This is a genomic window from Phyllobacterium sp. 01N428 (assembly GCF_056399405.1).
In genome coordinates, this window is sequence record NZ_JBFTRH010000001.1 from 597,400 (window position 1) to 609,874 (window position 12,475).

Sequence of the window (12,475 nt, forward strand, 5' to 3'; positions counted from 1 at the left end):
GGAACGAACCCTAGGCGACGGCGCGCAAATCGAAGTCCGCATGGATCACATCAAAAGGGACGCAAACCTTGGCGTCCTTTACTCCCTCGACAATTCCCCAATCGATGAGCGTCGTTACATACTCATGCACACGCTTCACATCGCGACCAAGTGATCGAGCGAGTCCGCGAATGCTTGATGGTCCGATTTTTGGCAGATGTTCGATAAGTTCCCAACGCTTGGGCGTGAGAATGGTAGCTGAGCCGGCGAACTGAATGTAAACGTGGCAACAGGATCGGATTCTCCGCTCTCCCATGCTCTTACAAAACCGTGCGCCGCGTCGCGGAGGGTCTCGTCCGTGCTGCTTCTTATCCGGATGGTCGCCTTTTTCATTTTGACATTCTCCTGCGAATTTCCGCGTAGAAGTCTTCGATCAAGGCCTCTGGTGATATGAATGCATACGCATACTCTTTGCCGTCCAAATGACAATGGTCGCCTTTGCCACGTTCGTTGTCAAAGCCGACGATCCGCATGCCGTCGCGACCCCAATAGAGTCGGTACTTATAGGTGTGACGACCGCCCGCGATCGGCGCCGGAACCTTCCAAAGGAACATTTCCATGATTGAACCATCGGAAAACATGCTTTTGGTTTTAAACAGAAGTTCCGAAGCGCCTCGTCTAATCATCTAAGAGGGACCGGTCGTTGTCAATCATGCCAACACTCAAGCGGTTTTGGAGTTCTCTAAATTTTGGACGGTAGCGCTAAGGACGGCGGGGCTCCACCGGCCGGACGTTGAATACTTTCTGGGGTGCAACTCACAGTCTTTATACTTTTGTACAACAACGCTATTGCCTGTTCGCTGGCGTCATGATTTTTTGTCACTCGGCGACGTCGGCTCGGGATGGCGGGATGCTTGCCCGACGAAAATGTCGCTTTTTGCCAACCTGATCGGGAATTGAAATGCAGCCTGTCTTCGATGGTCACAACGATGTGCTTTACCGGTTGTGGAAACATTCGAGAGACGGCGCCGATCCCGTGGAAGAATTCGTCAAGGGGACGACCTACGGACACATCGACAAGATAAGGGCACAGAAGGGCGGGCTCGCGGGCGGGCTCTGCGCCATCTATGTTCCCTCGGGCGATCTCGCATTCAAGGCCCCCGATGCCAATGGGCATTACTCGACGCCCTTGGCCGCGCCGCTCGATCGGGCTCCCTCATTGGATGTCGCGCTCGAAATGGCGTCCATCGCTTGGCGCCTGGAGCGTAGCGGCGGCTGGAAACTCTGCCGCACGACGGCCGAAATCGAAGCGTGCATGCGCGACGGCACCTTTGCTGCTGTCCTGCACATGGAAGGCTGCGAGGCGATAGGCGCTGATCTGGCGGCGCTTGACGTTTTTTATGCGGCGGGGCTGCGCACGCTTGGTCCGGTCTGGAGCCGCAACAATATCTTTGCCCATGGCGTGCCCTTCGCTTATCCGATGTCGCCCGACACCGGCCCCGGCCTTACCGCCGAGGGTGAGGCGTTGGTCCTGGCCTGCAACAGGCTGGGTATTCTCATCGACCTTGCCCACATCACCGAAAAAGGCTTCTGGGATGTCGCGCGGATCAGCGATCAGCCGCTCGTTGCGAGCCACTCCAACGTGCATGCGCTGACCCCGGTCGCGCGCAATCTGACCGACAGGCAACTCGATGCTATTCGCGAGAGCAAGGGGCTGGTGGGCCTGAATTACGCGGTTGCCATGTTGCGACCTGACGCGCGCGAAAATGCCGATACCCCACTTTCGGATATGATCCGCCACATCGATTACATGGTGAACCGCATGGGCATCGATTGCGTGGCGCTGGGCTCCGATTTTGACGGCGCCAAGATCCCCGGCGAGATCGGCGATGCGAGCGGCAACCAGAACCTCGTTGCTGCCCTGCGCGATGCCGGCTACGCAGGCGAGGATCTTGCCAAGATATGCCGCGACAACTGGCTGCGCGTGCTGCGTTCCGCCTGGCATGAAGAACAATAACAAGACGACATCGCTCTAGAACAGGGAACTGACCAATGCTGATGAACAAGATCGACTCCAAATTCCGCCTTCTGCTCGGGGGCGCTGCACTTTCCGCGATCCTGGTGTCCGGCGTGCCGGCATTTGCCGCAACGCCCGCCGATACGCTTGTCGAAGCCTTTGCCATCGACGACGTGATCACACTCGATCCGGCTGAAGCGTTCGAGCTCACCACCGGCGAAATCAATGGCAATACCTATGACAAGCTCGTTCGGCTCGACATCAACGACCCTTCGAAGATCGTCGCTGATATTGCCTCAAGCTGGACAGTATCCGATGATGGCCTGACCTACACGTTCAAGATCAAGCCGGATCTGAAATTTGCCTCGGGCAATCCGATCACCGCCGAGGATGTCGCCTGGTCGTTCGAGCGCGCCGTCAAGCTCGACAAGAGCCCGGCGTTTATCCTCACGCAGTTTGGCCTGAAGCCTGACAATATCACGGAAAAAGCCAAGGCAACCGACCCGTCGACCTTCGTGTTCACGGTTGATCAGGCCTATGCACCGAGCTTCGTCCTCAACTGTCTGACGGCCACGGTCGCTTCGGTGGTCGACAAGAAGCTCGTCTCCGAACATGTCGTCAATGACGATTTCGGCTATGCCTGGTTGAAGACCGCATACGCTGGTTCCGGCCCGATGAAGATTCGCGACTGGCGCGCCAACGAAATCATCGTCCTCGAGCGCAATGACAATTATTACGGTACCAAGGCGCCGCTGAACCGCGTTATTTATCGTCACGTGAAGGAAAGCGCCGCGCAGCGCCTGCTGCTCGAAAAGGGTGATATCGACGTTGCTCGCAATCTCGAGCCGAACGATCTCGAACAGGTCGTCAAGAACGGCGAGATCACCACGACGAGCGCCCCGAAGGGCACGATCTATTACTTCAGCCTCAACCAGAAGAACCCGAACCTCGCCAAGCCGGAAGTGCTCGAAGCCCTGAAATATCTCGTCGATTACGATGCGATCGGCGAAAAGCTGATCAAGGGTATCGGCGAGATTCACCAGACCTTCCTGCCCAAGGGCATTCTCGGCGAACTCGACGAAAACCCCTACAAGCTCGACGTCGCCAAGGCCAAGGGGCTTCTGGAAAAGGCCGGGTTGAAGGATGGTTTCTCCTTCACGATGGATGTGCGCAACAACCAGCCGGTGACGGGCATCGCCGAATCCATTCAGCAGACCATGGCGCAGGCCGGCGTAAAGATGGAGATCATACCGGGTGACGGTAAGCAGACGCTTACAAAGTATCGCGCTCGTACCCACGACTCTTATATCGGTCAGTGGGGCGTCGATTACTGGGATCCAAATTCGAATGCCGACACCTTCACCAACAACCCCAACAATTCGGATGAAGGCACCAACAAGACCCTCGCATGGCGCAACGCCTGGGATGTGCCGGATCTGACCAAGGAAACCAAAGCTGCCCTGCTCGAACGCGACAATGCCAAGCGCGCAGCCATGTACCAGGATCTGCAGAAGAAGGTGCTGGCGACCAGCCCGTTCGTCCTGATCTTCCAGCAAACGGAAGTCTCGGCCCTGCGCTCGAACCTCAAAGGCTTCAAGCTCGGACCGTCGTTCGACACCAACTACGTCTTCAACGTATCAAAGTGATCGGGCCCCAAGGGCTGATGCAATGAGCAGTACCGACACACAAATGGAGTCCAGGCGTTCCGGCGCCTGGGCTGGTAATTTTCTCTGGGCAGTCGGACGTTTCCTGCTGATCGGAGTCATCACGTTTTTGGGCCTCCTCGCAGTCACCTTCTTTATTGGGCGGGTAATACCGATCGACCCGGCGCTGGCAATCGTCGGCGACCGTGCCCCCGCGCATGTGGTGGAACGGGTGCGGGAGGAGCTCGGGCTGAACCTGCCGCTCTATGAGCAGTTCTTTCTCTACATAAAGGGCATATTGCAGGGCGACTTCGGCAATTCTGTCCTGACGACCAACCCCGTCATGACTGATATCAGGCGGGTTTTTCCGGCAACGATGGAACTTGCAACAATGGGCACGCTCATCGGTGCATGTATCGGCGTTCCGCTCGGCGTACTCGCCGCCGTCAAGCGTGGCAGCCTGATTGACCAGTTCGTCCGCATCATTGGCCTGATCGGCTATTCCGTGCCGATCTTCTGGCTCGGCCTTCTCGCATTGCTGGTTTTCTATGCCAAGCTTGGCTGGACCTCGGGTCCCGGCCGCATCGATGTGGTTTATGAATATACCTTCACACCGATTACCGGCTTCTATCTGCTCGACGCAGTGATCCAGGGCAATTGGGAAGCGTTCCGCAACATCTTCAGTTTCATCATCCTGCCGGCATCTTTGCTCGGCTATTTTTCGCTGGCCTATATCAGCCGCATGACCCGCAGCTTCATGCTGAACGAACTCGAGCAGGAATATATCGTTGCCGCACGCGCAAAAGGTCTTTCCGAAACGCGCATCATCTGGGGTCACGCCTTGCGCAATGCCGCCGTTCCGCTCGTCACCGTCATTGCGCTTTCTTATGCCGGCCTGCTCGAAGGCTCTGTCCTCACCGAGACCGTTTTCTCATGGCCAGGGCTCGGCATGTACATCACCAACTCCCTGCAGAACGCCGACATGAATGCGGTGCTCGGCGGAACCATCGTCATCGGCACAGTCTTCGTTGCCATCAATCTCCTGTCCGATCTGCTTTATCGGGCCCTCGACCCACGGACGCGCGCACGATGACAGACGCAATCAACACCTCGCGGCCCCTTACGCGCCGCGAATGGCTGATGAGCGACCGCCCGCAATCGCGGACGCAGGCGCGACTTGGCCGCGCCTATCTCGTCTGGAGCCGTTTCGCCAGCAACCGCCTTGCGGTTGTCGGGCTCGCCATCATCATCGCCCTGCTGCTGGTTGCTGCCTTCGCGCCGCTGCTGGCGCCGCATTCTCCCGTTGCTGGCGACCTGCGCAACGCCCGCCTGCTGCCACCCGGTGGTGAATATCTGCTTGGTACCGACGATCAGGGCCGCGATATCCTCTCAAGGCTCATCTATGGCTCGCGCCTGACGCTTTATGTCGTCATCCTCGTCGCGATCATAGCGGCGCCAATCGGGCTGCTCGTCGGTACGATCGCCGGTTACGCCGGCGGTTGGGTCGATGCCGTGTTGATGCGCATCACCGATATTTTCCTTGCCTTCCCCAAGCTCATCCTGGCCCTGGCGTTCGTCGCCGCGCTTGGGCCGGGCATTGAGAATGCCGTTATCGCCATAGCGATAACCTCGTGGCCGCCCTATGCCCGCATTGCCCGCGCCGAGACGCTGACGGTGCGCAACTCCGATTACATCGCCGCCGTACGGCTGATGGGCGCATCGCCGACCCGCATCGTGCTGCGTCACATCATGCCGCTCTGCCTGTCGTCGCTGATTGTCCGTGTAACGCTCGATATGGCAGGTATCATCCTGACCGCAGCTGGCCTCGGCTTTCTTGGGCTCGGTGCACAGCCACCCTTGCCCGAGTGGGGTGCCATGATCGCATCGGGAAGACGTTTCATCATGGACCAATGGTGGGTCGCCGCCATGCCGGGCTTTGCCATCCTCATCGTCAGCCTTGGTTTCAATCTTCTTGGCGACGGGCTGCGCGACGCGCTTGATCCGCGAGGCAACAACCAATGAGCACGATGCTGACGGTTGACGACCTCCGCGTCACATTTCCGACCCGCACGGGCGCCGTCAACGCGGTGCGCGGCGTGTCCTTCACGCTGGGGCGCGAACGCCTCGGCATTGTCGGTGAATCGGGCTCCGGCAAGTCGCAGACCGGCCGCGCCATCATGGGCCTCACCCCGCCGCATGCAACCATCACCGCAAAGACCCTGAACTTCGACGGTATCGATCTGCTGGAGACGTCCGTCAAGGAACGGCGGGCGCTGCGCGGCAATCGCATCTCCATGATCCTGCAGGATCCGAAATATTCGCTCAATCCGGTCATGAGCATCGGCAGGCAAATCGTCGAAACGCTCCGGACCCACGAGAAGGTCAGCAAGCGCGAGGCGCGCAGACGCGCGCTCGATATGCTGGCCGCGGTCCAAATACGCGATCCCGAGCGCGTCTACGATCTCCATCCGCACGAAGTATCGGGCGGCATGGGGCAACGCGCGATGATCGCGATGATGCTGATCACCGGACCGGAACTGCTGATTGCGGACGAGCCGACCTCCGCGCTCGATGTTACGGTCCAGCTCGACGTGCTCGGCATTCTCGACAATCTGGTGCGCGACAGGGGCATGGGCCTCATTTTCATCTCGCACGATCTGCGGCTGGTTTCGTCGTTCTGCGACAGGGTCATCGTCATGTATGCTGGCCGCATCGTCGAAGAAATTGCCGCGACGGACCTGCGTAATGCCAAGCACCCCTATACGCAGGGACTGCTGAACTGCATGCCTGAAATAGGTGCCGACCGGCATCCACTGCCGACGCTCGACCGCAAACCGGAGTGGGCAGCATGACGCCGGCGCTGAAGATCGACAATCTCGAAGTGACGTTCAATCGCTTTCGCGCGCTGCGCGGCGTCAGCCTCGAGGTGGTGCCCGGCGAGTCCTTCGGTCTCGTCGGCGAATCCGGTTCGGGCAAATCGACGTTGTTGCGCGCCGTGGCGGGTCTGGCACCCGTGACCGCGGGGACGATCGAGGTCAATGGCAATTTGCTCGGCGCATCGCGCACAAAGGCCTTTTACCGCGAAGTGCAAATGGTGTTCCAGGACCCCTATGGTTCGCTGCATCCGCGCCAGACCGTGGACCGATTGCTCCTTGAGCCGCTCGCCGTACATGGGTTCGGCGATATCGAGCGGCGCATCTTGCGGGCGCTTGACGAGGTCGGGCTCGGTTCCAGTTTTCGCTTCCGCTACTCGCATCAGCTGTCGGGCGGCCAGCGCCAGCGTGTCGCCATCGCCCGCGCCCTGATTCTCGAACCATCGATCCTGTTGCTGGACGAGCCAACCTCTGCGCTCGACGCATCGGTGCAGGCGGAGGTGCTGAATCTTCTCGAGCAGATCCGCCGCGACCGCAAGCTGACATTCGTCATGGTCAGCCATGATCTCGCAGTCGTAACGCACATGTGCGACCGGCTGATGGTAATGCAACATGGCGCAGAGGTCGAACGGCTCACCGCGTCGGAACTTGCCCGGCGCCATGTAACGCAGGACTACACGCGCAACCTCCTTGTCGCGAGCCAGGGTTTTGTCCGCCCTGTCGTTCAAAACGCCTAATGCAGCTTCATCAAACATTTACCATTTGCAGACGCATTTCTTCACCGACGCCCGTTCCAGGGCAGATCGTGAAAATCTGAACGAATTTCATAAGCCGTCATTTACGCCGGACAACTGATGGTTGCGCTCATCGACTGGAGTGGGGCCATGAACTATCTACGTCAATTCATAAAAGACCGCCGCGGCGCAACCGCGATCACATTCGGTTTGCTGCTTGTACCGCTCCTGGGGTTTGCCGGGCTCGCCGTGGATTATAGCCGCGCCAGCAATGACCGTTCGCGGCTGCAGAATGCGGCCGACGCTGCGGCGCTTGCGGCAGCCTCGGTTTTCACCGGGTCCAACAAAGCGGCCGCCGAGGCGAGGGCACGTGCCTTCCTCCAGGCCAATCTCGGCCTGCGCGCCGAAGATATCAATTTGAACTTCAGTACCGAAAATCAAAAGGTTTCCATCACCCTTGGCGGCCAGACCAGCACCCTGTTCATGCATGTTCTCAACAAGGACAACATGCCGATCAACGTCAACGCCACGGCGCTGGCGCCATTGAAGCCGACGACGGCCAAGATCACGATCGACAAGGTTACGGGCTACTGGTTCAAGAAAGTTTCCATCATCGTCGTGCGCAATGGCAAGGACGTTGTTGTCGGCACCATCAAATACACCGCGACCGACCATAACCTCTACAACGGTAACGGCGGCGGTAAAACAGACCCGGATATCAATGTTCCGATCACATTCGATCTCGGTGACTACACCAAGCTGTACCTAAAGATGGAAATCAAAAATGACGGTTGCGATGTCGGCTACAAGGACAAGAACGCCGGAAAATCGCGATACGTCGACTGCATTGCCACAAATGAGTCGGGCTATTCGAAATACAATTCCACGCTAAAAACCGACGACCCGAACACGGTCAACCATCTGTTCGTCGATGGCGTCCAACTGCCATTGGGATCCAAGCCGCCACTGGACGACCTGATGAATTGTGACAACACGCCCCATAGCCATGCGTGGGAAGACGGCGGCGGCTGGGCCAACCAGGACTTCTACTACAAGATCACGGCCGCCTGTAAATCGGTCGATGGCGAGAACGTCCGCCTGACCCACTAGGACCTGACGCGGCGCGATTGACTTTGATCTCGCGCCGCTCCATCATCGCTTCATTCCGAGGGGGGCACTGTACAGTGCTGAGATAGCGTCGAGCTGGACCCTTGAACCTGATCCGGGTCATGCCGGCGTAGGAACGGGAATTGAGCATAGTTCGCGCCTTTTCAGCTTCACCTTCGCGCATGACCGGATCTTCAAAAGCAATGGAGTCCAGAGCGTGCCATACATCCTGACATTTGAACTGCGGCGGTAGCTGCCAACCATGCGCCTCGTTATTCGCATGGTCGCGGCGCTTGCCGCCGTCGCTGCTTGCTGGCAAGTGGCGGTCTGGCTGTTCCAGCCTCCGCGATTCATTCTGCCTGGGCCAATTGCGGTGGTGTCGGCACTGGTCGAACAGCGGCAATATCTTGGCGTCAACGCATCGATCACGCTCATCGAGATCCTGCTTGGACTGGCATTCGGCGCGCTCGCCGGCATTGTCATCGCGCTGCTCGTCGCCGCCATTCCTGCCTTCCGCCATGTCGTCTGGCCGCTCCTTCTTGTCTTGCAGGCACTCCCGGTGTTTGCCATCGCGCCGCTGCTTGTTCTGTGGTTCGGCTTTGGACTTGCCTCCAAGGTGGTGATGGCAAGCCTCATCATCTTCTTTCCCGTGGCGTCGGCCTTTGCCGATGGCCTGCAGCGGACCAACCGCGACCTGCTCGATGCGGCTTCGCTCACGCAAGCGACGCCGCTCGCAACGCTTGTTCTCGTTCGGGTTCCGAGCGCCTTGCCCTCGCTCGGATCGGGCCTGCGCGTCGCCGCCGTCTTTGCCCCGATCGGCGCCGTGATTGGCGAATGGGTCGGCTCGTCGCGCGGGCTCGGTTTTGTCATGCTCCAAGCCAATGCCCGCATGCAGACCGAAACCATGTTCGCGGCACTGATGATCCTCGCCGCCCTCACCGTGATCCTGCGCTTTCTCGTCGACGCCCTGACGCGCCGCCTTACCCCTTGGGCGCCGGAAACATGACCTCTCCCTCATCGATGCAACAAAGGACAACCGATGTTCCGCATACGCTCATTGATCCTCACCATATGCCTTGCGCTCTGCGCCGCAACCGCACCTGCCAGAGCCGCCGACAAGTTGACGGTTCTGCTCGAATGGTTCGTCAATCCGGACCACGCCCCTCTTGTCATCGCCCGCGAGAAGGGATTCTTCGCCGATGCAGGTCTTGATGTGAATCTGATGCCGCCAGCAGACCCGGCCGCGCCGCCACGCCTTATCGCGGCAAAGCAGGCCGACATCGCCATTCACTACCAGCCCAATCTCTATCTCGACCATGACGCCGGCCTGCCGCTGGTGCGCTTCGGGACGCTGGTGGAAACACCACTCAACACGGTGATGACACTGGCCGATGGTCCGATCAAAAGCCTCAAGGATTTGAAGGGCAAGAAAGTCGGCTTCTCGGTCGCCGGGTTTGAGGACGCGATGCTCGGCGCAATGCTCAAGTCCGAAGGCATGTCCATCAAGGATGTAGAACTGATCAACGTCAATTTCGCCCTCTCGGCCTCGCTGATCGCGGGACAGGTCGATGCGACTGTCGGAGCCTACCGCAACTTCGAACTGACCCAGATGACACAGGAGGGTCATAGCGGCCGCGCCTTCTTTCCCGAGGAGCACGGCGTGCCGGTCTATGACGAACTCATCTTCGTCACAAACCGGGATCTCGTCACCGACAATCGCCTGCCCCGCTTTCTTGGCGCTGTCGAAAAGGGGGCGATCTATCTGACCAATCACCCGGACGAGAGCTGGCAGATTTTCATCAAGGCCTATCCGGATCTCGACAATCCGCTGAACAGGCAAGCGTGGACGGACACGCTTCCACGCTTCGCCAAACGGCCGGCGGCTCTCGATCGCAGCCGCTACGAACGCCTCGGTGTCTTCCTGCACGAAGCAGGGCTTATCAAATCGATCCCCGCCGTCGGCGATCTCGCCGTCGAACTCTCCCAACCTCCTTCGCTCTAATGAAAGAGAAGATCATGCCAAAAGTAGATTTCCGGCTGAATGCCATTGTTGATGTCGACGCCATCGGCGGCGGGCAAGACCTTGGTGCTCTGGCGCTCGCTGCGGCGCGAGGCGGCGCCACGATCATCCAGTATCGCGACAAGAATTCGCCAACACGAAAGATGGTGGAACGTGCCAATGCGATCAGGGCAGCGCTGGGCGGCAGCGGCGTTCCTTTCGTCGTCAACGACCGGGTCGACGTGGCGCTTGCCACGGGTGCCGACGGGGTCCATGTCGGGCGCGAGGACATGCTGGTCGCCGACGTCCGTCGTCTGCTTGGCCCGGATGCGATCATCGGTTTGACGGTGAAGAACGAATCCGATGCCGAAGCCGCCATCGCTGGCGATATCGACTATGCTTGCATCGGCGGGTTGTTCGAAACGCCGGCCAAGCACAATCCCGACGGTCCCATCGGCTTTGACGGCTATCAACGTCTGGCGCAGATCATTCGGGCGAAGAAGCCCGACCTGCCGATCGGCGCTATTGCCGGCCTCGATCTCGCGCGCACCGCACCGGCCATCGAAGCCGGGGCCGATGGCATAGCGGTCATTTCGGCGATTTTCCGGCAGGTGGACCCGAAAGCTGCTGCGCAAGTACTGCGCGAGGCCGTGGACAAAGCGCTCGAGGCGCGGCGATGACCGCGATCGCATTGACCATCGCCGGCTCGGACAGCGGCGGCGGCGCGGGTATCCAGGCGGATCTGAAAACCTTCTCGGCGCTTGGCGTCTATGGGGCGAGCGTCATCACAGCCATCACCGCCCAGAACACAAAGGGCGTGACAGCAATCGAAAATCTCTCGCCTTCGATCATAAGCGCCCAGATCGACGCCGTTCTGTCAGATATTGACGTCGCCGCGATCAAGATCGGCATGGTCTCCGCAGTGGCAGCGATCGAGAGCATTGCCAATGGCCTGCGTGGCTGGGACCGGGCGCTCGTTATCGACCCGGTCATGGTCGCGACCTCAGGTGATCAGCTACTCGACCCCGGAGCCATCGATGCGTTGCGGCAGGTGCTTCTCCCCAACGCAGTCCTCGTTACACCCAACCTTGCGGAAGCGGCCCTGCTGACCGGGCGGCCCATCGCAGGCGATGCGGCCGAAATGGTGCGCCAGGCCGAGCTTCTGCTGGCTTTCGGTCCTTCAGCAGTCTTGATCAAGGGCGGCCATGGCAGCGGAGCGGAGAGCAGCGATCTTCTGTGCGACGGAAAAACGCAAGAATGGTTTTCGAGCCCCCGCATCGCCACCCATAACGATCATGGAACCGGCTGCACGCTTGCTTCGGCCATCGCGGCTGAACTGGCCAAGGGCGAGATTCTGGCCGATGCCGTGGCGCACGCCAAGGATTACGTGACGTCAGCGATGCTCGCGGGCAGTGGGCTCAAAGTGGGGCGGGGACGCGGACCCGTGCACCATTTCCACCGGTGGTGGTAGGCACGATCGTGGAGGCCAGCAAATCCTGCCGCTCGAAGGGCAGCGGGATCACCGCCGGAAACACCACCTTGCCGTCGGCATAGGCAAGTTCGGTCGGCGTCATGAGGGCGCTCGTCGCCTGCGCGGCAGGGGGCGTGCTTGCTTCCGATGACGTCGCAACAAGAGCGGTCTGTACGGGCTCTGCCGAAGGTTCGAGCACGTCGAGCATGCCCTTCTGCTTGGCCTGATAGTAATACCCGCGTGAATAGAGGCGGACTGCCTGGTCGGGATTGTTGTCCGCCACTTTATAGGCGCCCGCGAGATATTTCACCCCGTATTTAAGGTTGGTCTCCGCATCGAGCAGATCCTTGGCGTTGCCATCATGGCCGAGGCCGCGTGCAGTCGCTGGAAGCAACTGCATAAGCCCCCAATAGGGCCCGTTGCGTGCCTGGGGATTGAAACGGCTTTCACGCTTCACGACACGGCGGACCAGGGATTCCGGCACAGCATAGGCGACCGAGTATTTTGTGATCAGGCCATCGACGGATTTGTCGGATGTCTTGGCTAAAAGCCGAGAGTCAGTTGCCGCCACGCGTGGCGCAGCCTCGGGAACCGGGATCGACGCCGCGGTCGGAAGCTTCGGATCGGTTGTCGAGCAAGCACTCAGAACCAA

13 protein-coding genes, 1 pseudogene and 1 riboswitch are annotated in these 12,475 nt (G+C 59.6%); of the genes and pseudogenes, 11 read left to right on the top strand and 3 right to left on the bottom strand.

What is annotated here, in order from left to right; translation table 11 throughout:
* Positions 1-10 precede the first annotated feature (10 nt).
* Together AC1DNI_RS02800 and AC1DNI_RS02805 are read right to left on the bottom strand one after the other, a co-directional pair.
* A complete protein-coding gene (locus AC1DNI_RS02800) occupies positions 11-295 on the bottom strand; it encodes an HVO_A0114 family putative DNA-binding protein (protein WP_477690741.1) in 285 nt (94 codons plus the stop codon).
* A 73-nt stretch (positions 296-368) separates the two neighbouring features.
* The gene (locus tag AC1DNI_RS02805; protein ID WP_477690742.1) at positions 369-599 is read right to left on the bottom strand and encodes a toxin-antitoxin system TumE family protein; all 231 of its coding nucleotides are present in this window, start codon (positions 597-599) and stop codon (positions 369-371) included.
* Positions 600-940: 341 nt separating this feature from the next.
* Here AC1DNI_RS02805 and AC1DNI_RS02810 point away from each other — a divergent pair, with 341 nt between their 5' ends.
* From AC1DNI_RS02810 to thiD, 11 genes are all read left to right on the top strand, one after another.
* On the top strand, positions 941-1,996 hold the full coding sequence (locus AC1DNI_RS02810) for a dipeptidase (protein ID WP_477690743.1): 1,056 nt from the start codon (positions 941-943) through the stop codon (positions 1,994-1,996).
* Positions 1,997-2,031: 35 nt separating this feature from the next.
* On the top strand, positions 2,032-3,642 hold the full coding sequence (locus tag AC1DNI_RS02815; protein WP_477690744.1) for an ABC transporter substrate-binding protein: 1,611 nt from the start codon (positions 2,032-2,034) through the stop codon (positions 3,640-3,642).
* A gap of 22 nt (positions 3,643-3,664) precedes the next feature.
* Positions 3,665-4,732 (top strand): ABC transporter permease, encoded by a 1,068-nt coding sequence (locus tag AC1DNI_RS02820; protein ID WP_027230580.1) that lies wholly within the window; start codon positions 3,665-3,667, stop codon positions 4,730-4,732.
* Complete coding sequence (gene nikC, locus AC1DNI_RS02825) at positions 4,729-5,661, top strand: nickel transporter permease (protein WP_477690745.1); 933 nt, start codon at positions 4,729-4,731, stop codon at positions 5,659-5,661. Before AC1DNI_RS02820 ends, nikC begins: the two co-directional genes overlap by 4 nt.
* The gene (locus AC1DNI_RS02830) at positions 5,658-6,491 is read left to right on the top strand and encodes an ABC transporter ATP-binding protein (RefSeq protein ID WP_027230578.1); all 834 of its coding nucleotides are present in this window, start codon (positions 5,658-5,660) and stop codon (positions 6,489-6,491) included. The genes nikC and AC1DNI_RS02830 overlap by 4 nt, the downstream gene beginning before the upstream one ends.
* A complete protein-coding gene (locus AC1DNI_RS02835; protein ID WP_153666608.1) occupies positions 6,488-7,249 on the top strand; it encodes an ABC transporter ATP-binding protein in 762 nt (253 codons plus the stop codon). Before AC1DNI_RS02830 ends, AC1DNI_RS02835 begins: the two co-directional genes overlap by 4 nt.
* Positions 7,250-7,396: 147 nt before the next feature.
* The gene (locus tag AC1DNI_RS02840) at positions 7,397-8,356 is read left to right on the top strand and encodes a TadE/TadG family type IV pilus assembly protein (protein WP_477690746.1); all 960 of its coding nucleotides are present in this window, start codon (positions 7,397-7,399) and stop codon (positions 8,354-8,356) included.
* 48 nt (positions 8,357-8,404) lie between these two features.
* A riboswitch (TPP riboswitch) is annotated at positions 8,405-8,507 on the top strand.
* A gap of 108 nt (positions 8,508-8,615) precedes the next feature.
* Entirely contained in the window at positions 8,616-9,359 is a 744-nt protein-coding gene (locus AC1DNI_RS02845) for an ABC transporter permease (protein ID WP_477690747.1), read from the top strand.
* A 33-nt stretch (positions 9,360-9,392) separates the two neighbouring features.
* Positions 9,393-10,355 carry an ABC transporter substrate-binding protein gene (locus AC1DNI_RS02850; RefSeq protein WP_477690748.1) on the top strand — a complete coding sequence of 321 codons (963 nt, stop codon included), beginning with the start codon at positions 9,393-9,395 and terminating at the stop codon, positions 10,353-10,355.
* Between the two features lie 14 nt (positions 10,356-10,369).
* A complete protein-coding gene (gene thiE / locus AC1DNI_RS02855) occupies positions 10,370-11,032 on the top strand; it encodes a thiamine phosphate synthase (RefSeq protein WP_477690749.1) in 663 nt (220 codons plus the stop codon).
* Positions 11,029-11,823: a bifunctional hydroxymethylpyrimidine kinase/phosphomethylpyrimidine kinase gene (gene thiD, locus AC1DNI_RS02860; protein ID WP_477690750.1), complete on the top strand. Its 795-nt coding sequence runs from the start codon at positions 11,029-11,031 to the stop codon at positions 11,821-11,823. The genes thiE and thiD overlap by 4 nt, the downstream gene beginning before the upstream one ends.
* Positions 11,824-12,024: 201 nt before the next feature.
* Here the strand turns inward: thiD and AC1DNI_RS02865 are convergent.
* Positions 12,025-12,346 (bottom strand): annotated as a pseudogene (locus AC1DNI_RS02865) (transglycosylase SLT domain-containing protein); the annotation flags it as partial.
* Positions 12,347-12,475 lie beyond the last annotated feature (129 nt).